This is a genomic window from Bacillus sp. FSL M7-1345 (assembly GCF_038006985.1).
Taxonomy (GTDB): domain Bacteria; phylum Bacillota; class Bacilli; order Bacillales; family Bacillaceae_G; genus Bacillus_A; species Bacillus_A cereus_U.
Map to the genome: position 1 here is coordinate 2,408,111 of NZ_JBBOWG010000001.1, position 22,508 is coordinate 2,430,618.

Here is a 22,508-nt window from a genome sequence, read left to right on the forward strand (position 1 = left end):
GCATTAGCGGAAATAAACTTATTTTGTCTAGAGGGTAAGATTGTTCTCAAATTCAAACAATATTCACGCTATCTATTTTCAATAAGTTGCGACTTTAAACATATATAAGATTTGAAGTTTGTAAAAACAGAAAATTAATAATATATTGACGACCTAATAATAAGTGCTATAAAATGAAAGCGATAACAAACGTTTTCTTTAAAATGATTTCCCTGATCTTTTAGTATTTACAAATATAAGATGGAAGAAACAAATCTATTTTTTTGAGTTTTAATGCAAACGTTTTCGTAAGAAGTGGTTCCATCTTATGTTTGATTTTCGTATTAAAAGATCGTCGAAATACATACGTAAAAATAGCCAATATGGAGGTGAAGGAAAAGAGATTCCTAGATTAAATTAAACCATGTTACGTAGCATGAGCATAATAAGTTGTTCGTAATATTTAAAGAAAGGGTGTATGTGGTGCAAATTACAAAAAGATTAATTAACAAATCGTTTTTATTACTTACCATAATCATTATGTTATCATCTGTTTTTTCTTTTCAGAGTGTGAAGGCAGTTTCGAATTCGAAAACAACTGAAATTACCATTCATTACAAAGAGAAGGCTGGAAATACAAAAGACTGGAATCTTTGGGTATGGGGCGAGAATTCAAATGGTAAATCGTATGATTTTACTGGGGAAGATGAGTTTGGAAAATATGCTAAGGTGAAAATAGAAGGTGACTATAATCGTGTAGGATTTATAGTTCGTACGAATGAATGGGAAAAAGATGGCGGTGATCACTGGGTTGAAAATATAAGGGATGGTCGTGCTGAAGTATGGATCCTTTCGGGTGATGAAAAAGTATATGATTCTAAGCCTTCTTCTGATCTCTCTATTCAAAAAGCTACTATTGATAGTTTTAATGAAATCACTATAAATACTAATATTCCGTTTAATATTAAGGAACAGAAAATTGAAATTGAAGGCGTTAAAATTAAGGGAATTAGTCCTTATGATACAAATAGTGGAGATATTACTAATAAGGTTAAAATAATTACGGAACAGAAAATTGATTTAAAACAAACATACAAAGTTAAAATAGCAAACTTAGCTGATGCGAATATTGAAATCGGTAAAGTCATTCGTAGCGAAGAATTTGATAATCTATTTTATTATAGTGGTAATGATTTAGGAAATGTATATACTCCACAACATACAAAGTTCCGCTTATGGGCTCCTACTGCGAGTGAAGCGAAGTTAGTTTCATATAAAAATTGGAGCGATAAAATAGGTACTGAAATAAACATGCAACAAGGTGAAAAGGGAACATGGATAGCAGAACTTAAAGGGAACCAAAAAGGTCTCTTTTATACGTATAAAGTAAAAATTGGTGATAAGTGGACTGAAGCGGTTGATCCGTATGTGCGTGCTGCTTCCGTAAATGGAGATAAAGGTGTAGTCGTTGATTTAAAAGAAACAAATCCGAAAAAATGGAAAGCAAACAAAAAACCTAAATTTAAAAATCCGGAAGATGCCATTATTTATGAATTGCATGTACGCGATCTTTCCATTCAACCTGAAAGTGGTATTAAGCAAAAAGGAAAATATTTAGGTGTAACAGAAAAAGGAACAAAAGGGCCTGAAGGTATAAAAACAGGACTTGATCATATGAAAGATCTTGGTGTTACTCACGTTCAGTTTTTACCGATATTTGATTATGCTTCAGTAAATGAAGAAACTTTAAATGAACCACAATATAACTGGGGATATGACCCGAAAAATTTCAACGTCCCAGAGGGCTCCTATTCTACAAATCCTTATGAGCCAACTGTTCGAATAACTGAATTAAAGCAAATGATTCAAACACTGCATGATAATAATCTTCGTGTTGTAATGGACGTAGTATATAACCATATGTATAATGCCGCTGAATCTAATTTTCATAAGTTAGTTCCAGGTTATTATTATCGTTACAATGAAGATGGAACACTTGCAAATGGAACTGGTGTAGGAAATGATACCGCTTCAGAACGAAAAATGATGAGGAAATTTATGGTGGATTCCGTCACGTACTGGGCAAAAGAATATAATTTAGATGGATTCCGTTTTGATTTAATGGGTATTCATGATTATGAAACGATGAATGAAATACGTAAAGGTGTTAATCAAATTGATCCTTCTATTATTCTGCATGGAGAAGGCTGGGATTTAAATACACCTCTTGCAGCTGAGTTGAAAGCAAATCAAAAAAATGCGGAGAAAATGAAAGGAATTGCTCATTTTAACGATAATATACGTGATGGATTGAAAGGCAGTGTATTTGAGGATAAAGATAATGGTTTTGTAAATGGAAAGCAAAACATGGAAGACCGTATTAAAAAAGGTATTACGGCAGGTATTGACTACGATACAAATTCGTCTACCTATCAAGATCCAGAGCAGGTGTTAACTTATGTGGAAGCACATGATAATCATACATTATGGGATAAACTTGAGCTAACTAATCCAGGTGAAAGTGAAGAAGTGCGAAAACAAATGCACAAATTGTCTTCTTCTATTTTATTAACATCACAAGGTATTCCATTCTTACATGCAGGACAAGAGTTTATGCGCACAAAATATGGTGATCATAACAGTTACAAATCTCCTGATTCAATTAACCAGATGGACTGGTTACGCCGTGCAGCATTTAATAATGAAGTAGATTATATGAAGGGCTTAATAGATTTACGCAAAAAGTACTCAGCTCTTCGAATGACATCTGCAGAGCAAATTAAAAAGCATGTATCTTTTATTGATGCTCCAAAAAATGTTGTAGCTTATACAATAGATGGGAAAGGCAATGGGAATAAAAGCGAATACTTTATGGTGGTTCACAATGCAAATAGAGAAGACGTTGACATAACGCTTCCATCGAAAGGTCCTTGGAAAGTACTAGTAGACGGTAAGCAGGCGGGAAGTAAAACACTTTATGTAGTCCATGACAATAAAATCAAGGTTCCTGCATTAAATTCATTTGTTTTAAAAACAGAAAAGCCAATTAAATAAAAGCAAATAATGTGAAAGTATATACTGAGTTGAGCAAATTGAATAAGGATTACAAATATAAAAAGCGAAGTGAAGGTTGTTTTCACTTCGCTTTTAAAGTTAATGTAATATAATTTCACATACTGTAATTATATTACAATTTAATAAGGGAAATAAACAAGAAATTATTGCTATTGTAACAGTATGGGGAGGGAATATCTTTGCATTTATTTATAAAATTATCTGAAATACATTCTTAATTTATATAATTTTTATTATACATTCGAACATTTAACGAGCTAGATGTTCGAATGTATTAATTCCTACAAATCGTTTAAAAAATAGAAAAGGCGTAAAAGTATATGGAATTAAAATAAAGAAAAGACACCTTAAATGGTGTCTTTTCTTTATTTTAAATACGATATGTTAGTAACTCACTTGTATGTAATAGTATGTTACATTTTTACACTAACTTCTAAAGAAAAATTTTATCGCTATAACAAATAAAACTTTCTCAATATTATTTTGTTTAATAACTATATCCATCTGCTTTCCAATCCATTACAATAATTTCACATTGGGAATACACGAATATTCTTAATGTTCTAAATGGTTTATACCTTATAGGATTACTATGGGAAAGGATGTGAAATATCTAATTAAAAATCATTTTTTATAATGAAATAAAAAATTTTAATGAAGAAAAAGTTATTTCATTATTCTCAAGTCTCGTTGAAATACATGTATTTATAATCACTATGAGACAAGGGGCAGAATCTAAAAATTATTTTTTGTAGATTAGAAAACTGTATTTTAAAAATAAGTTAAACGTTTATGGAGGGTTATATGAGCGAGCAAATTTATTACTGGTCTCCTATTAAGCATTGGGAGAAGTTCCATAATGAAGTTTTGATAGGGGAAACGAGATTTACAGGCGTTCTGTCTGAGTGGTTTCCTGAGTTTTATTTTTTAACTCAAAAAGGTGTGAAAATTAGTGAACTAGTAGAGCGCTTTTCGTTAGGAAATGTAGAAGAGACACAAAAAACAATAGAGCTTATGATAAAAAATCGTGTGTTAGTAAGTAACATATTACACCCAAGAGAAGTATTTTCCACACAAGAAAAGATTTTTCCGAATCCATATAGCAACCAGATTCGCTTTTCTAAAGAAGATTTAGATAAGTATATGAGTGAACAATTGAATCGAACGCACCATGCTGTGCGGTCAACCGAAATTCAACTTGAAACAACAAATGAGCTACCCACTATAATCAAGGAGCGTAGGTCTTGTCGCCAATTTGATATGAAAAAACATATTAGTTTTTTAGAATTTTCCCAATTCACATCAACTCTAAAACAGGTTGGGGAAGAAAAAATATACTATCATTACGCAAGTGCAGGCGGACTCTACCCTATTGATATCTTTGTTTATATAAAACCAAAACGTATAGAAGGTATGAAAGCTGGTTTTTATTATTATAACCCATCAAAAAATAGTCTTGTGGTTGTAAACAATATTGATCAAGTAATCAAAAGTGATCATGAGTTAATTAACCAGGATTTATTTACTCAGTCTGCCTTTTCAGTTTATTTAGTCTATAATGCGAACGCTTCCATCCCGAAATACGGTTCAGATGGATATTTATTTGCTTGTATTGAGTCAGGCATCATCACTGCTACTTTAAATATGGTGGCTGAGACATTAAATTTAGGAGTTTGTTCGGTTGGTCATATGAAATTTGAAGAGATTGAGCGTTTTTTAAGTTTGGATAACCATCAAGTATTTCTCCATGGAATTGAAGTTGGCTTGAAAATTAACGAATAGATGAAATGAATATTAGGGGGATAAAGATAAAAATGCACATTAAAGATCGAAGTTCGATTCATGAAAATAAAGGGGTAGAGGCGTTTTGGAAGGAGCAATTATCTTCCGAGGTTCTCGATTTTTCTGTATTTAATAGCGATTACCAACTAAATAAAGAAAATCCTTGCGAGCACGTTCAAGTCATAATGAATGTAGAGTTTAGTAAAAGTATACAAAAAGTAAGTAAGTCTCAAGATTTATTATTATTTAGCTGGTTACAGGCCGCGTTAAGGATTTGTTTGGCACACTATACAGATCAAGAAAGGATTACTATTGGTATTCCTGTAATTGAAAAGAATCTTGAACAAAGCGAGAATCTTAATAAATTGATTCCTTTAGGAAGTGAAATCCATCCGCATCACAGCTTTAAACAACTAGTAAATCAGATTGAACAAACGACTTTATTCGGGTATGACAATCAGGAGTATCCACTTTCTGAATTATTAGCGAAACACCATTTAACTCCTTTTCAAATTGTTATTGGGATGGAAGGATTACATAATAAAAATTCGATAGAAGAATATGAAGAGAATAATTTAGCCATCTGGATACAAAGAAAATGGAATGAAATACATAATGAATTTGAAATTCAAATTTCTTTTAAGTCTCATTCATTCTCTTCTTTGCAACAGTTTGCAAATTCGTACCTTTATGTTTTAAAGCAAGTGTCAAGAAATTCGAATTTGGCTGTGAAAGATATTTGTATCATTTCAGAAGAAGAGAAAGAGTTGCTAGAAGAATTGGATCAAGATCAGACGGACATAGAATTTTCTCAAACATTTCAAGATTTGTTTGAAGAACAAGTGTTAAAAACCCCAGATCAAATTGCTGTTGTTTGTAATGATCAATCTTTGACATATAGAGAATTGAATAAGAAAGCAAATCAATTAGCTTCTATTCTTCAAAGTAAAGGTGTATCGAAAGAAAGTATTATTGGGGTTATGGTAGATCGGTCATTGGAAATGATCATTGGCATGATGGGAATTTTAAAAGCAGGAGCAGCGTATTTACCAATCGATCCTAACTATCCAAATGAACGAATTGAATATATGTTACAAGATAGTCAAGCAAAATGTTTACTGAGCAAGCGAACAGAAGTAGAATTGCCGCAATTTGCGGGTGAAGTACTGTATCTTGATGAGGAACATCTCTTCCAAGGTGAAGAAAGTAATTTAGTTCGACAAGGTGAGCCTAATGATTTGGCTTATGTTATTTACACATCAGGATCAACAGGAAATCCAAAAGGAGTAATGGTGGAACAGAAATCTCTTGTCCATTTTTTAAGCGTTATGAGAGAAAAAGTAAAAGATAATCAGTCGTTCTTGTTTCTTGCTAGTGTATCTTTTGATATTTCCTTGTTAGAAATATGTCTTCCTTTAACGCAAGGTTCGAAAGTAGTCATTGCTACAGAGGACCAGTTTGCAACAAAAGAATTGGCTCATTTGGTCAAAGTACATAAGGTGGATTTATGGGAATCAACCCCATCGCGAATGGAAGTGATTTTAAGTGATCCAGAAGGGGCAAATTTTCTAAAAGATTTAAAATCTATTTTGTTAGCAGGAGAAGCATTTTCCATTGATTTAGTTGAAAAAATTCGATGCATCAGTGAAGCGACAATTTTAAATATTTATGGTCCTACAGAAACAACCATTTGTGCAACAGTAAAGGATTTGAGCTCTGCCAAAGAAGTTACGATTGGAAGTCCCAACCCGAATTATCATTCCTATATATTGAATAAGTATGGTCAATTAAAACCATTTGGAATTCCGGGTGAACTCTGCATTGGTGGCGTGGCGGTAGCACGAGGGTATCTTGGGAAATCTAAACTGACAGATGAAAAGTTTGTACCGAGTCCTTTTACGGCAGGAGAAATGATGTATCATACGGGTGATCTCGTTCGTTGGTTGCCTAATGGAGAACTTGAATATCTAGGTCGAATGGATCATCAAGTAAAAATTCGGGGATATCGGATTGAATTAAGAGAAATCGAAAGCCAGTTAAGGGAATATCCAGAAATAAACCAAGCTATCGTTGTTGATCAAGTATATGGAAATAGGAAATTATTAGCTGCGTACTATGTATCGGATAATAAGGTCTCTTTTGATGAAATCAGAAAATATTTCAGTGATAAATTACCTGAGTTTATGATTCCTGAAAAAATGATTCAGGTGGAAGAGATTCCGTTGAATCCAAATGGGAAAGTAGATAGGAAAAGGTTATTAGATATAACACAAACGGATTATGTATCAATTCCATACGTTGCCCCGCGCAATGAAATTGAACAAAAATTGGTGCATGCATGGGAAAAAGTTATGGAGATTGAGGGAATTGGTATTCATGATAATTTTTTTGCTTTAAAAGGAGAATCGATTAAAGCACTTCAGGTAATTAATTTATTAAGAAAAGACTGCTTAAAAATAAGTACAACAGATTTTTTTAAGCATCCTACGATTGCTCAACTTAGTTCTTGTGTAGAGGTAGAGCATAAAGAGAAAAACTTTGAAAATAGACCAACTCATGTTAAAGATTTGTCTAAGTCATTTCCCTTAACAGAGGTTCAGACAGCGTACATGTTAGGAAGGAATTCACAGTTTGAATTAAGTGGTATTTCACCTCAAACATATTTTGAATATGAAACAAAATTGGATATCAATCGTCTTTCAAAAAGTTTTCAAAAGGTAATTCATCGTCATCCAATGTTGCGAGCTGTAATTTTACCAGAGGGAAAACAGCAAATATTACACAGCGTTCCTGATTACGAGATTGAAATAGTGAGTCTCATAGATTTAGATGATAGGAAACAAAATGCTCGCTTACAAGAAGAACGTTCTCGAATGACTAACCATGTATTCCCTTTGGGGCAATGGCCTTTGTTTGAATTAAAAGCCTTTCTTTTAAAAGAAGACACGTATTTATTATGTTTTCGATACGATGCTTTATTAATGGACGGAGCAAGTATGAACATTGTTGGACAGGATTTGTTTCATTATTATTATAAACCAGAGCAAAGGTTAGAACCTCTATCTTTTGATTTTCAAGATTACATGTTTATCTATGATGAACTGGAACAAAGCACAGAATATAAAACAGCAAAAGATTATTGGACAAGTAAGCTTCCTGACTTTCCGTTTGCGCCTTCTTTGCTGTTAAAAAAGGATCCGGCAGAGATTGCTACTCCTAAGTTCCAATCACTTACTAAGATCCTGGACAATGAAATATGGACAAAGCTACGAAAGTTAGCACAAGAGAAAGAAGTAACTCCTTCGGCTCTGCTTTGTACAATATATGGTGATGTGTTGGCATATTGGAGTAATCAACGTCGATTGGCAATTAATTTGACTGTATTTAACCGTTATCCTGTTCATGAAGAAGTAGAGCAAATTGTGGGAGATTTCACTTCACTCATCTTGTTGGATGTTGATGTGAATCCAGATCAATCTTTCTTTACTAGAGTAAAAGAAACGCAATCTACTTTATTAGATGGCCTCGAACATCGCCATTACGATGGAGTTAATTTTATTCGAGATTTTACTCGATATCATCAAATGACGCCAAAAGCAGTTATGCCAATTGTTTTCACCTCGATGCTAGCAGGTGCGGGGGCTTTTGCTTGGGAACAGCTTGGTTCACTTCGCCATATTCATGCTCGGACTCCACAAGTGTATTTGGATAATGTGGTAATTGAAAAAAATGGAGAGTTATTAATTAGCTGGAACTATGTTGAAGAATTATTTGATGTTGATGTGATAGAAGCGATGTTTCACCAATTTGTTGACTTATTGGAACAATTAGTGAAACAAATTGGTGAAACATCTTTGCAGATGAAAGAGTCAGACCATGCTTTAATTGAGCAATACAATGAGACAACAGAAAAAATACCGTCGACTACTTTATATCAATTATTTACAGACCAAGTAAAACGTACACCGGATGAAGTAGCAGTAGTTTTTGAACAAGACTACTTAACATACTCGGAGCTTCATAAGCGCTCCAATCAAGTTGCGCACTTTTTAAAAGAACAAGGAATTTGTCTAGGTGACAAAGTTGGTCTTTTAGCACAAAGACGAGTTGACACAATTGCTAATATGATAGGTATTTTAAAAGCAGGTGCCGCTTATGTTCCGATTGATCCCGACCATCCTTCAGATCGCCAAACATATATTTTAGAAAATAGCTCATGCAAACTTTTATTAGAACCTAGTCTTTATGAAGAAAACCACTTGTCATTATATACAACAGAAGATATGCCTGCTATTGCTGGTCCGGAAGATCTTGCCTATATTATCTACACTTCAGGAAGTACAGGAAAACCGAAAGGAGTAATTATTACTCACCAAGCGGTTGCAAATACCATTCAAGATATTAATCAAAAATATCAGGTAAACGAAGATGATCGTATTATTGGTATTTCTTCTATGTGTTTTGACTTATCGGTATACGATATTTTCGGAACGTTAAGCACAGGTGCAATGTTGGTAATGATTCGTGACCCAAGAGACATGCAAGAATTAATCCGTACCGTCGAACGTAGAGGAATTACAATTTGGAATACAGTACCTGCAATTATGGATTTGGCATTAGATCAAGTAGGTTCTCATTTTGAACATTCTTCCTTGCGTTTAGTTTTACATAGTGGAGATTGGATTCCACTTTCTTTACCAGAAAAAATAAAAAGACATTTTCCGATTGCGGAAGTAGTTTCACTCGGAGGGGCAACAGAAGCATCGATTTGGTCAATTTATTATCCGGTCAAACAGGTGGAATCGCATTGGAAGAGTATTCCATACGGGATACCTTTGGCAAACCAAGCGTATTATGTGTTGAACTATGAAAAGAAAATGTGCCCTGTTGGTGTAATTGGAGATTTATATATCGGGGGAGTGGGACTTGCTAAAGGATATTTAAATGATAGACAGAAAACGAATGAAGCATTTGTGTCACATCCTGATTTTGGTCTTATATACAAGACAGGAGACTGTGGAAAAATGCACCCTGAGGGATATATTGAATTTTTAGGACGCCAAGATTATCAAGTCAAAATTCAAGGATATCGAGTAGAGTTAGAAGAAATCTCCCATTGTCTTCTCACTTACAAACAAGTCGAACACGCTGTAGTGATTGATCAGACAGATGAGAATGGAATGAAATTTTTAGTCGCATATGTGGTAACTGAACAAAATATTAGCACAACAGAACTACGAAAGCATTTGCGAGACCACTTGCCAGATTACATGATTCCTTCTTATTTTGTTTATTTGGAACAACTGCCATTGACTCCAAACGGGAAATTAGATAGAAAAGCGCTCCCTGCTCCAGAGAAACAAAAGAATGAAGTATTTATTGCTCCAAAAACTGAAATGGAAAAAATATTAACTAGTGTATGGCAAGAAGTACTCAAAGTAGATCGGGTTGGAGTAAATGATCATTTCTTTGCCTTAGGTGGAGATTCGATAAAAGCGATTCAAGTTTCCGTCAGACTGTATAGACAAGGATTTGAGCTAGAGCCAAAAAATCTATTTTCATTTCCTATATTAGGAGACATGGCTCAATTTGTTAAAAAGCTAGAGCATCTTTCAAATTCACAATCAAGTGATGTAAACAAAATGAACGATAATCATTTTACATCACTAAATGTTAAAGATAAACAACTTAATCAACATACACTTATCAAAATACAAGAAAAAATGCCGGATATAAAAATAGAACGAATTTATCCATTGGCACCTTTCCAAGAAGTTATTTATGAGCATGCTGCGACTGAACCTGATACAAATGCATATTTTGAACAAACAATTTGGGCACTTGAGGGGGAGCTGGATATTAATCTCTTTACTCAGTGTTTCCAACAATTAGTTGATCGTCATGATTCTTTAAGAACGATAATTGTGCAAGATGAACAAGCACAACCTTGGCAAGCTGTTCTACATGATGTTCAAATGATTTCAGAGATAAAAAACTTGATTGAGATGACGAAACAAGAACAGCAAGAATTCCTAGACCAGTGGATGAATGAAAATATAAGTCGAGGATTTAAAAATGATGAACTCATGACCCGTCTCTGTATATTCCAACTAGGTAATAACGAGCATAAGGTGGTTTGGAGTTCCCATCATCTATTATGTGATGGTTGGAGTGTCAGCATTTTGATAGACGAATTATTCCAGCTCTATGAAACAATAAATGCGAGAACTACGGCGGAGTTACCTATGGTAAAACCTTTTGAAACATTCATAGAATGGACTTTAGCACAAGATCATGAGAAAGCACGTCATTTTTGGCGGGATTATTTATCAGGATACAATCGAAAAATTAGTATTCCTAAAAAGAAAATACCAACGCAAAGTGAAGGGTTAAACTTCACATTTATGGATTTAACATTAGACAAGGATTTGACTAATCAGTTACAGATATTTGTAACTAAAAACAATATAACTATGAATACGGCATTACTAGCTGTATGGGGAATATTGCTTGGTAAATACAACGGAATAAAAGAAGTAGTATTACCTAATCTAGTATCAGTCAGACCTCCCGAAGTAGAAGGAATTGAAAATATGTTCGGTCTGTTCACAAATGTTTTGCCTATCCGACTAGCATGGACAGAAACGCAATCTTTTGTGGACTTCCTGAAAAAAGTACAACTAGAAACATTGAAATGTAATGAGTATGCATACTATTCATTTGTTGATATACAAAAGCAAAGTGAATTAAAAAATCAGTTGACTGATCATCTGTGGGTTTTTGAAAACTATCCAACTAACCAAGCTATCTTTTCTTCAAATGAAAACAGAAATTTTGCCATCGCAGATTACGAAGTTGTTGATGAGCCGCATGTAAAGTATGGAATTATGTGCTTCCCTGAAGAAAAACTTACAATAAAGTTTGGATATGATCAAACTTTATACGAAGCGGAGAAAATACAGGAAATATTGAATCACTTCCATCAGTTAATCAACATGATTCTTCAAAATCCAATACAGGTGATCGGTAATTTCAAATTATAAAAAATGAAAAGGCGGGCAAGAACTCGCCTTTTTAAATAGAATAGGAGTAAACCAAATGACGAAAAACTTGCAGTTATCAGTCGAAGAGATGCGTCAGTTAGGATATCAAGCGGTTGACTTGATTGTTGATCATATGAATCATTTAAAAAGTAAACCAGTTTCGGAAACGATTGATAGTAATATTTTTAGAGACAAGCTAATTGAAACGATTCCAGAAAACGGATCCAATCCAAAAGAGTTACTTCATTTTCTTAATAACAATGTGTTTAATCAAATTACTCATGTGGATCATCCTCATTTTATGGCTTTTGTGCCAGGTCCTAATAATTATGTTGGTGTAGTAGCAGATTTTTTAGCAAGTGGGTTTAATGTATTTCCTACAGCTTGGATAGTAGGTGCAGGTGCTGAACAAATTGAATTAACGACAATCAACTGGTTAAAATCAATGCTAGGATTCCCTGATTCAGCTGAAGGGCTATTTGTCAGTGGCGGTTCCATGGCTAATTTGACTGCACTTACTGTAGCGAGACAGGTCAAGCTGAATAATGACATAGAAAATGCGGTTGTGTATTTTTCTAACCAAACTCATTTTTCTGTAGATCGAGCACTTAAAGTATTAGGGTTTAAACATCATCAAATTTGCCGAATTGAAACAGATGAAGATTTAAGAATTTCAGTTAGTACTTTAAAAAAGCAAATAAAAGAAGATCGATTAAAAGGGAAAAAACCATTCTGTGTTATCGCTAATGCAGGGACAACGAATTGCGGGGCGGTTGATTCCCTCGATGAATTGGCTGATCTTTGTAATGATGAAGACATATGGCTGCACGCGGATGGGGCTTATGGGGCTGCAGCCATTCTCAGTGAAAAAGGAAGTGTGTTGTTAAGCGGAATTCATCGTGTTGATTCTTTGACGTTAGACCCGCACAAATGGCTTTTTCAGCCTTATGATGTTGGATGTGTACTCATTCGAAACAGCCAATATTTAAGTGAAACGTTCCGTATGATCCCAGAGTATATTAAGGATACGGAAACTAATATAGAAGAAAAAGTGAATTTTGGGGAGCGTGGAATTGAACTTTCTCGTAGATTTAGAGCATTAAAGGTATGGCTTTCTTTTAAAGTATTTGGAGTCACAGCTTTTCGTGAGGCAATTGATCATGGCATTATGTTGGCTGAACAAGTTGAAGAGTTTTTAAGGAAAGAAAAAGATTGGGAAGTGGTAACACCTGCTCAGTTAGGGATTGTTACTTTTCGTTATATTCCTTGTGAGCTAACATCTACAGATACAATTCATGAAATAAACAAAAAACTGGTGGAAGAAATTAATCAAAGAGGATTTGCTATGCTAAGTACGACTAAATTAAAAGAAAAAGTAGTAATTCGACTTTGCTCTATCAACCCAAGGACAACAACAGAAGAAATACTTCAAATCATGATGAACATAAAAGCATTGGCAGAGGAAATAAACACATCTCCTAAACATCTTATATCTGTTTCTCAACCTTGATATATTAGGTGAATTTTACATATTAATAGCCGATTCTAAATGAGAATCGGCTATTATACTATTTACGAGTGTTTTTCTTGTAAAGGGATTAAGCCTCAACCTTAGAGACTCTTTTGAAACCAGTCTTTACTGCTTGTACCATTTCGTTTACAGCGTAAATAGATACATCGGTATTTTGATTTAACCCTTCAAACCAGTGATAGGCATTTGGGTATAAATGAAACTCGACATCAACACCAGCTTGCGCTAGTTTGCTTACATAGGTTAATGTTTCACTGCGGAATGGATCTAATTGACCAACAAATGTGTAAGTATATGGTAAGTCACTATAATCCTCAGCTCGGGAAGGCGCTGCATAGGCAGGGATTTTATCCGTTCCATACATTTCTCCTAAATACATTTTCCACCCAGCTTCATTTGCTTTTTGGTTCCAAACAAATCCCTCTTTAATTTCATTCGCTGAAGGTGTATTATTTCGGTCATCAATCATTGGATATAGTGGCATTTGTAAACAAATTGAAGGATATTTTCGATCTCGGGCTAATAATGATAATGCTGCTGTTAGTCCACCGCCAGCACTTACTCCTGCAACCCCAATTCGATTCGAATCAATGTTTAATGACTTTGCATTATCAGCAATCCATTTTAAAGCTGAATAACAATCCTCAATTGGTGCTGGATAAGGATGTTCAGGAGCTAAGCGGTAGTCTACAGATACGACCACACAGTCAGCTTCTTTTGCAAACCTCATACAAGTATCATCGTTATCATCTATAGACCCTAAGATATAACCGCCACCATGTATCCATAATAAGACAGGTAAAAATTCGTGATTTGATTTTGGACGATAAATTCTTAATGGTAACGGATTATCATCTGGTCCAACAATGACTTCATCTGTTAACGAAAGGGATTCATCAACAACTGTAGGTGGTCTCACTTGAGCTATTCCTTCTCTGATTGCTTGCAAGTTTTCCGGGCGTAAATCGAGATCTGGAAACATCTCTAACCCTTGTAATAACTCTGGATTTACTCTTGTTTTCATTTTAGCACCTCTATTTGTAATTGTTTTCAAATAAATGAAGTGTATTCTAAGTAGTTTAATTGTGAAAAAACATCACAATTAAATTGTAAATTGGATATGCCTTAGTAGTCAACAGAATATTCGGAAATTAAAACCTTTCTCAAGAAGGAGTTTCATGCAACCAGTAATACAAGTGATTGATTTAGGAGTAAAGTGTTTTCATGTCGTTGTAGTTATTTACAAGTAGTTTTCTAATTGAACCAAGAGGTGATCCGTTTTATTTTAATGGCATATTGCAACGGATACATGTTCGAATTCATACTCGGAAAGGATTAATACATTTGCATTCCTTAATGTATAATTCAGGGAAATACTCATGGGCAGGCATTAATATAGGAGAACAGTACAAATTAAAATAACTGTTTAAAAAAATTCCTTTTATTTGGCTAGAAAAGGAGTAGATTCTTTTTTCCTTATATAGACTCATGAAGAAGTATGAAAATCAGAATTTATAATTCAAAAGCCAGCTTAAAGTAATTGCAATAATTACTTTGGATAGTAATCTTAAAAAAATAAAAAAAGAGAAGAACTCACCAAGGTTCTTCTCTTTTTTATGTGTAATTAGGGTATCCATAACTGTAGATATGGATAGTGTAAATTAATGGATGAATAATTTACTCTTAAAATTATAACAGAACAAATAAAGCATTTTATATGTAATATTGCATAAGAAGGATAAACAATAATAATTTCTGGTGAATAAGTAGCGCTTTTCCATATGGCGAGTTTATTTCAGAGTTACTTCCTAAATTCTATATCATTTTCCAATCATGTAAGGTTAAGGGAGAAAACAGAAGAAAGGAAGATTTAAAAGTGAGCTTAGTATAAAATGAAACATTGCAAGTATAAGATTCCGTACTTAGTAATTTCTCGTTTTAAGGCATCACATTGGGAAAGTGTGGGGAGTTCAATCGATTCTGAATAAAATTGATAGTATCAGTTGCAATTTTTTTACGTTTAAGAACAATCCCGGCATGTCCACATGTATAAATATATCTCGTAGGTCTTTCCCAGGATTCCCACAAATAGTCCGTATCCTCAGAGTGCACATATAGATCGTGCTTACCTGAAATTAATAAAATATTTTCTTTTTTTACTTTTGGTAACGCTTGACTCGGTTCAGTGATTTTCCAATAATCTATTAATTCATCATACGTTACACCATGGTGTTCCAAGTCTCCTCTAATAAATCTACCTGGATTTGTCTTCCAAATTGAATAAGAAAGTCGATTTGCGTAGAAAATGGATGCTAATACATCAATTTCTGGTTCAACAAGAGCTGTTAGGTTAGTAATAACCCCACCTAAACTGATTCCTATTAGAATCAGGGGACCATTTTTATTTGTTTTAATCCATTTGATCAAAGTTCGTAAATCAGCTACCGCTTGTCTGGTTGCTTGTACAGTTCGTTCAATATTGGCACTTACCATGTACTCTCCACTAAATAAGGATTGGTTGGGTTTTCTTTCAAAATGATAGGGTAGAGTGAAATAATACATATTCCACTTCAAGTTAGTCATATCATCGTGAAATATTTTTTTAACACGTTCGTTAGAATCTATTCTCCAACCATGAACAAAGATGACTTGAGGTGCATCTTCATTTTTATGTAAGAATAATTCTCCAGTTACAGAGTCGTTGCGTGAATCACCAGATTGAACCGAGCTTTTATATTTGAATTGTCCAACCATGTAATCCTTTTCCTGTTTTGAATGCTTAATGTTAAAATGAATATCAGATGGTTTTACTTTATAAAAAAATTCTATGTCCTTTATATCTAGTGAGGTGTTAGAAAGAGAAGCATACTGAAACTCTACACTTCTTTTTTTGTGCAAATCATACAAGGCGTATCGATCAATGAGTTTTGAAAAAATCAAATTAACCTCCTCCAAAATACATATTGAAAACATGGTGTAAATTAATTATAAAATATTCTTTTTTCCTAATATTAGGTGCTTGGATTGTAAAAACAGGTGATAAATTTGTATATTATAAAGCTAGTAATAAAATAAAACCATAAATAATTTATACTAAAATCTAAAAAGCAAGTTAATATTCTCATTAATATAAGAGAACATTAACCTGCTTATTTTCGTATCAAAAGGTACACCATAAGGTTATACTTATTTTGAGTTTTAATTAAGTTATTATTTTTATAAAATTTCCCATCTATGAAAAAGACCACACAGTTCACCCCTGGTGGTCTTTTTTCTTGCTTTATTTATATTCCTCTACCAAATTCCACCCTCGTTAATTACAAACAATTTCTGTGCTACATTACGTTGTTCGTAATTAAAAGGGGTGTTTTCATTAGAAGATGATATATATATTAAAATATTGGATGATCGCTAATTTTTCCTTTCCAGGTCTAGGAAAAATTCGAGTTGAAAAAAGATGAGAGAAGGTGTAAAATTACACTAAATGATACATAAGTTACTTTTTAAAGGGGAAGAGAAAGTGAATAAGGATATTATAACTGAACTCATTTCAACGAAAATAAAGTTAATTCGTACTGAAAAAGGGTATACGCAGGATAAAATGGCTGAAGTTCTCGGCATTTCAAAGAAAACACTTGTTCAAATCGAGAAGGGAAGATCTAATACGGGTTGGACCAATACCGTTGCTATTTGTGCATTATTTAGGGATAGTGAGGTTTTACAGTCCACTCTAGGAGATGATCCGTTAGTAGTAATCGAAACAATAGCCCATAAAAGTATTAACAACTTCAAAGAAAAAACATTGGGAGGAAAAGTCTGGTGGAAACAAATTCAAGAAAAAGGGGACTTTCGCTTACAACAAAATCTGATTAGTAAGCATTATCGTATTTTAGACAAACATGATTACCGTTGGTTTAATTCGTTTGATTTAGAAAAAGCACTAGGTCAACTTGATAAATTAACAGGGGATCCGGAAAATTAAATAATTTCTTAAAACTGAAGAAAGGGGAATATATACCTACATTAGAAGGGTTCTCCTTTTCTTTGGGCTTACAGTAATGATTACACATAGAATAAATTTGTTACTCAATTAATTTGCTGTACGTTGGAATGTGTGGAAACACCACTCATGTTCTTAAACGGACTATGTTATGCAATTAAAAAGTCTTATTGTTCCTATGAAGTAGGATGCATAGCTTTTTTCTATTCTTATGTATCATTTCACAATTGTTGAAATACAACTTATCAACTAGGAGAAAATTATATATGATCATCTTGAGCTTTCTTTGGATTTACTTTATGCCCATTTTCTGGTTATGTGGATTTATTGGTGGGATTTATTTAATTATTGCAGGGATTGAAAATCGTAAATTACTCGTAAGTGTAATGGGATTACTTAGTCTTTCCCTTGTCGTACTACCTTTTGTGTGTTGGGGTATGGGGATTGATGCAGAATATCTTCTTTCACCCGTCCCATACTTTACCCTATTCCCTTTAAGTGGGTTATTAGCAGGATTCAATGGACTACAAGCAAAAATTAAGAGCATACGCAATATGGGATTTATTATTTTTATTACTGGAATATTAGGGGCTTTTTTCTATTATTTAATGTCTGTACCTGATTCAGTTTATATCTATTAGTTATTTTGGTTACGAAAACTCAATAAGTGTTTTTCAAACTATGAAACTATATTATTAATAAGTTAAGGAATCTATTTATAATGAAAATAATAAAAAAGATGTTAAAAAGTTATACATTTTTATCTTTAGTAATCGGTTTATTACTCTGTAATTTTCGCATAAAAAGAACAAAAATAACATATAGCATGATGTTTAGTTTATTGCTATTAACATCATGTGATATATCACATGATGAAATTGAACAAAAATCACAAAATTATACAAAATCGGAATATGGTTTTTCTGTTAAACTAAACCAAGTTGAAATACCTGACCAAGGTAAGGATTTTTCAGGCCCAGACACACGAATAGCTTTTGTGCAGCAAGTAGATGAACCATATTTGCAATTTCAATTATATTTCGATGGACGAATCTCTCCAAAAGTAAATAATGATAACTATAAAATAAAAAAAGAAGCGAATGATTTACAAGAAAAATTCAATACGTATTATGAAGGAAAAGGGAATAGCAATATATTTACGCTTGATCAAATGCAGACGGGAGAAGTTGTTTTCGATAAAAAGTATGAGAAAGAAATAGTAAAGAAACATCCTAAGTTTTATGCTACAGCAGTTTTTAGAAGTAATATTTTTTTGGATTTAAACAATCCTGCACATATGAAAAAATTAGCGGAGCTTGCAAGAAGTATTCAGGAATTTAATAAAACAATTGAAAATAATAAGAGTAGTGTGGAAGACATAACGATTCAGCTGCCAAATGCTAATAAGAGTTTATTACAAAATATTGCAGTAGATTATGTATTAACGGCTGAAGAGGCAAAAAGGGCCTTTGAGAAAAAGGATGATTATATGAAAGCTTTACAGCTTACAAAGTGAAAAAGGAAATCATTTTGATTTCCTTTTTTATATTCTATTCATATACAAGGAGATCATTGATAAATGAATTGGGTTTTTATATCTCAAAAGGTGCACCTTTTGAAGTGACGTGATTTCTATGAAAGACAATGTGTCAATTTGTATATCTTATACAGTGATAGTTACCATAATTTTCGAAGCCGATAGTCAATTAACCTTACAATATGCGTCTTTCTGGTATATAAATAGCTATATTCATTAGAGAAAGAGTTTTAATCCTTCATGAGAATCTTTAAACCCTAATTTCTTATAAAATTGCAAAGCTTCTTGTCGTTCTTTATCTGTTGTTAACTGTACTAAATGACACCCCCGTAATTTAGCACGTTGAATAGCCCATTTAATAAGTTTACTTCCTATACCTTTACCACGTTTTGATGAGGCTGTCCGTACACCCTCAATTGTAGCTCTCCAACCCCCTTGACGTGTAATGTAAGGCGTAAATGTAATTTGTTGAAGACCAATAATCTCTGTCCCATCACATGCTACAATCAACTCGTTATTTGGATCACAATCAATAGCATGAAATGCTCTTATATAACTATCAGGAAGTGGTGTTTCATAGCGTTCTCTTTTATTTCCTAAAACATCATCAGCAAGCATTTTTACAATTTCATCTAAATCATCTGCTGTTGCAATCCTAAATATTAAAGTTTCTGTCATTATCAAAAACCCTCCTTAATGTAAGCACTTGTTACTTTTATTTTACTTGTTTAAATACAATAGGTTAAATTATAAAATATTATGAGTCTCTATAACTTTTTCTTATAGATAGCATAAAAGCCTAACTTATAAAATTATAAGTTAGGCTTTTTAACACAATATTATTATTAGAAAATCCGACCAACTTCAATAAAACTCCATATTCATTAATGGATGTTCATATTTAACAAACACACAACATATAACCATTCAAATAGGGTGTTTTTTATTTGTTGTATAGAAATTATATAATAAACATAGATTTGTATGCACTCATTCAATGAATCTTAACCATTATATGGACTACCTCCTTACCAATATTCTTGACCAAGTCATTGAATAACTACACATAAACTCCTTATATCTCTAGTTAAACTACCGATTAGCTCCATATAGACTCTAGATAACCTATATAGAATATAAGTTATCAAGGAGGTAAGAAAAAATGAATTTTATGAAACGCGCAATTCTCAGTATGAAAAAAAGAGTAGGAACATCATTAATTTTGATGGCAGTCTTCCTAATTGTTACAAATTTAGTGTTGGCAGGATTCACAATCCAAAATGCATCAAAAAAAGCTGCTGATGCAGCAAGAAAAAAACTAGGTGCAGATGTTACTTTAGGTCTTGATTTTGACAAATTAGGTCAACAAGCTAGGGAAACTGGAGAGATGCCTAAGTCGCCGCAGCTCAACACAAAAGAAGCAGATCAATTAGCGAAGTCAAAGTATGTAAAAGACTATAATTACATAACCAATACTTTCGGAATTTCTGATGGACTTAAACTAGTAGGAGCTTCAGAAGGAGAAGAAGAAGGAAAAGATAAAGTGGGAATGGCGGCTGTACGAGGCGGTTCAAGCTCCGGTACAGAAATAGATATGAATTCTTCTTTTATGATTGAGGGAGTTCGCAAAACTGCATTACAAGAAAGCTTTAAGAATGGAAAAAGTAAAATCATTGATGGGAAACCAATTACAGAACAGATGAAAGATCAGAATGTAGCTTTAATGGAAAAACGTTTAGCGGAATTAAACAATTTGAAAGTAGGAGACAAAGTTAAAGTGCAATCAGGGGATAAGAAGGAAACCCTGGAGGTTGAAATTATCGGTATTTACGAAACGAATGAGCAAGCCATGGGTCAACAGGCCCCTCCTATAATGGATCCAGCTAATAAACTATATATGCCGCATTCAACTATGAAAAAATTAGAAGTAGATCAAGGTATAAGTAGCATTCAAGTCGTGTATTTCTTGAAAGATCCACAAAACATTGAAGCATTTAAAAAAGAAGCAAAAAAATCTGATATTGATTTTAATTATTATAAATTAGATGCACATGACTCGTTGTACAAACAAATGATTGGTCCTATCGACAATATCTCTTCTACTTCTCAAATGATTATTTATATTGTATCGATTGCAGGGGCGATTATATTAGGGTTAATCATTATGTTATCGATTAAAGCACGTCGTAAGGAAATGGGGATTCTATTGTCCATTGGAGAGAAAAAGTGGAAACTGATGGCGCAGTTCGTAGTAGAAGTAGTATGTATCGCTATTTTAGCATTTGGATTATCCATAACAACAGGAGCTAAAGTTTCTCAATATATAGGGGATAATTTACTTTCGAGTGAAATTGCTACAGCAAGCGAAGAAACAGACACCCCACAAAATGGTACTGTAATGATGTCTGGACCTGGTGGTACTCTACAAAACCAAAAAGAAGATCCAATTGATAAAATTGATGTAAGTGTAACAGGAGAAGATGTAGGGAAAATGGGGGGGATCGGACTAGCTATTGCTATATTAGCAACGCTTCTTCCAGCATTATCTATTCTACGCCTGAATCCAAAACAAATTCTTTTAAAAGATGAATAAGGAGGCTCGATATGGAAACGATTTTACAATTTAAAAACTTAGATTATTATTATGAAAGTAACGGAAAAAAAGTAGCGATACTAGACAATGTTAACTTTTCTTTTCAAAAAGGACATTTCTACACGATTCTAGGACCATCTGGATCTGGTAAAACCACTACTCTTAGCTTAGGCTGTGGGCTAGATATACCTAAAAATGGTTATGTACTGTTTAATGGAAAGGATATTCGAAAAATTGGTTTAGATCGGTACCGTAATCAAAATGTATCGGTAATTTTCCAATCTTATAATTTGATTACCTATATGACTGCTCTTCAAAATGTCCTAACAGCAATGGAAATTACAGGTGTTAAAGTGCAAAATAAAACGGCAAGGGCATTAGAATTATTAGAGAAGGTAGGACTCACAGAAGTAGAAGCGAAACGAAACGTCCTGCAACTAAGTGGTGGGCAACAACAGCGTGTAGCAATTGCTCGAGCGTTATCTTGTAATGTTGATTTACTGATTGCGGATGAGCCGACAGGAAACCTCGACGAAGAAACGGCAATGGATATAATAGAACTGTTTCAAGAACTTGCACATAAAGAAAATAAATGCATTATTGTTGTGACGCACTCACAGGAAGTTGCTAAAAAATCAGATCGTGCAGTTTATTTAAGTAAGAAGAAGTTGGTAGTAAACGAAATCTAATATAAACATCCTAGCTTTTTAATTCACATAATTTTCGAAAATCAGTTTCTTCAAATGTTTTTATTTGATATATAATAAAGCCAAGCCATAATCAAAATGGTCTCCCTGCTTTGAATGTTAAGATAGTTTGTTGTTCCCTTTTTAACAATATTTGAAAAAGAACTTGTAGCATATTCTACAAGTTCTTTTTGTTATGATCGGTTAAATATATCATTGAGGAATTACATATGAAAAACGGGACATTACCTAGATGTAAGATCTAAATACTGTCCCGTTTAA

Annotated in this window: 12 protein-coding genes; 9 read left to right on the plus strand and 3 right to left on the minus strand. The window is 33.4% G+C overall.

The genetic code is table 11. The annotated features are described in order from the left end of the window. Positions 1–462 precede the first annotated feature (462 nt). From pulA to MHB76_RS12490, 4 genes are all read left to right on the plus strand, one after another. Complete coding sequence (gene pulA, locus MHB76_RS12475; RefSeq protein ID WP_078175030.1) at positions 463–3,033, plus strand: type I pullulanase; 2,571 nt, start codon at positions 463–465, stop codon at positions 3,031–3,033. 825 nt (positions 3,034–3,858) lie between these two features. Next, on the plus strand, positions 3,859–4,836 hold the full coding sequence (locus MHB76_RS12480) for a SagB/ThcOx family dehydrogenase (RefSeq protein WP_078175200.1): 978 nt from the start codon (positions 3,859–3,861) through the stop codon (positions 4,834–4,836). 32 nt (positions 4,837–4,868) lie between these two features. After that, positions 4,869–11,879, plus strand: a complete 7,011-nt coding sequence (locus MHB76_RS12485) for an amino acid adenylation domain-containing protein (protein WP_340986690.1) — start codon at positions 4,869–4,871, stop codon at positions 11,877–11,879. Positions 11,880–11,934: 55 nt separating this feature from the next. After that, positions 11,935–13,389 carry a pyridoxal phosphate-dependent decarboxylase family protein gene (locus MHB76_RS12490; protein ID WP_078175202.1) on the plus strand — a complete coding sequence of 485 codons (1,455 nt, stop codon included), beginning with the start codon at positions 11,935–11,937 and terminating at the stop codon, positions 13,387–13,389. A gap of 88 nt (positions 13,390–13,477) precedes the next feature. Here MHB76_RS12490 and MHB76_RS12495 read toward each other — a convergent pair whose 3' ends face one another. Together MHB76_RS12495 and MHB76_RS12500 are read right to left on the minus strand one after the other, a co-directional pair. After that, a complete protein-coding gene (locus MHB76_RS12495; protein ID WP_078175203.1) occupies positions 13,478–14,434 on the minus strand; it encodes an alpha/beta hydrolase in 957 nt (318 codons plus the stop codon). 914 nt (positions 14,435–15,348) lie between these two features. After that, positions 15,349–16,350 (minus strand): alpha/beta hydrolase, encoded by a 1,002-nt coding sequence (locus tag MHB76_RS12500; RefSeq protein ID WP_078175204.1) that lies wholly within the window; start codon positions 16,348–16,350, stop codon positions 15,349–15,351. Between the two features lie 544 nt (positions 16,351–16,894). On the opposite strand from MHB76_RS12500, the gene MHB76_RS12505 reads away from it, so the two are divergent. The 3 genes from MHB76_RS12505 (at position 16,895) to MHB76_RS12515 (ending at position 18,926) form a co-directional block, all read left to right on the plus strand. Next, positions 16,895–17,392, plus strand: a complete 498-nt coding sequence (locus MHB76_RS12505; protein WP_445661353.1) for a helix-turn-helix transcriptional regulator — start codon at positions 16,895–16,897, stop codon at positions 17,390–17,392. Positions 17,393–17,676: 284 nt separating this feature from the next. Further along, positions 17,677–18,051: a hypothetical protein gene (locus MHB76_RS12510; protein WP_002110102.1), complete on the plus strand. Its 375-nt coding sequence runs from the start codon at positions 17,677–17,679 to the stop codon at positions 18,049–18,051. Between the two features lie 158 nt (positions 18,052–18,209). Then, positions 18,210–18,926, plus strand: coding sequence for a hypothetical protein (locus tag MHB76_RS12515; RefSeq protein WP_340988177.1), 717 nt, complete (start codon positions 18,210–18,212; stop codon positions 18,924–18,926). 237 nt (positions 18,927–19,163) lie between these two features. On the opposite strand, the gene MHB76_RS12520 is transcribed toward MHB76_RS12515, so the two are convergent. Then, on the minus strand, positions 19,164–19,625 hold the full coding sequence (locus tag MHB76_RS12520; RefSeq protein ID WP_078173669.1) for a GNAT family N-acetyltransferase: 462 nt from the start codon (positions 19,623–19,625) through the stop codon (positions 19,164–19,166). 484 nt (positions 19,626–20,109) lie between these two features. Here MHB76_RS12520 and MHB76_RS12525 point away from each other — a divergent pair, with 484 nt between their 5' ends. Further along, positions 20,110–21,540 carry an ABC transporter permease gene (locus MHB76_RS12525; RefSeq protein WP_340986693.1) on the plus strand — a complete coding sequence of 477 codons (1,431 nt, stop codon included), beginning with the start codon at positions 20,110–20,112 and terminating at the stop codon, positions 21,538–21,540. An 11-nt stretch (positions 21,541–21,551) separates the two neighbouring features. Beyond that, positions 21,552–22,229 carry an ABC transporter ATP-binding protein gene (locus MHB76_RS12530; RefSeq protein WP_002200387.1) on the plus strand — a complete coding sequence of 226 codons (678 nt, stop codon included), beginning with the start codon at positions 21,552–21,554 and terminating at the stop codon, positions 22,227–22,229. The last annotated feature ends 279 nt before the right edge of the window (positions 22,230–22,508 follow it).

Excerpts from the sequence above, each read along its gene's own strand:
- MHB76_RS12505 (WP_445661353.1), top strand. The coding sequence starts at position 16,895 with ATGATACATAAGTTACTTTTTAAAGGGGAAGAGAAAGTGAATAAGGAT.
- MHB76_RS12485 (WP_340986690.1), top strand. The coding sequence starts at position 4,869 with ATGCACATTAAAGATCGAAGTTCGATTCATGAAAATAAAGGGGTAGAG.
- MHB76_RS12530 (WP_002200387.1), top strand. The coding sequence starts at position 21,552 with ATGGAAACGATTTTACAATTTAAAAACTTAGATTATTATTATGAAAGT.
- MHB76_RS12510 (WP_002110102.1), top strand. The coding sequence starts at position 17,677 with ATGATCATCTTGAGCTTTCTTTGGATTTACTTTATGCCCATTTTCTGG.
- MHB76_RS12480 (WP_078175200.1), top strand. The coding sequence starts at position 3,859 with ATGAGCGAGCAAATTTATTACTGGTCTCCTATTAAGCATTGGGAGAAG.
- MHB76_RS12495 (WP_078175203.1), bottom strand. The coding sequence starts at position 14,434 with ATGAAAACAAGAGTAAATCCAGAGTTATTACAAGGGTTAGAGATGTTT.
- MHB76_RS12525 (WP_340986693.1), top strand. The coding sequence starts at position 20,110 with ATGAATTTTATGAAACGCGCAATTCTCAGTATGAAAAAAAGAGTAGGA.
- MHB76_RS12520 (WP_078173669.1), bottom strand. The coding sequence starts at position 19,625 with ATGACAGAAACTTTAATATTTAGGATTGCAACAGCAGATGATTTAGAT.
- MHB76_RS12490 (WP_078175202.1), top strand. The coding sequence starts at position 11,935 with ATGACGAAAAACTTGCAGTTATCAGTCGAAGAGATGCGTCAGTTAGGA.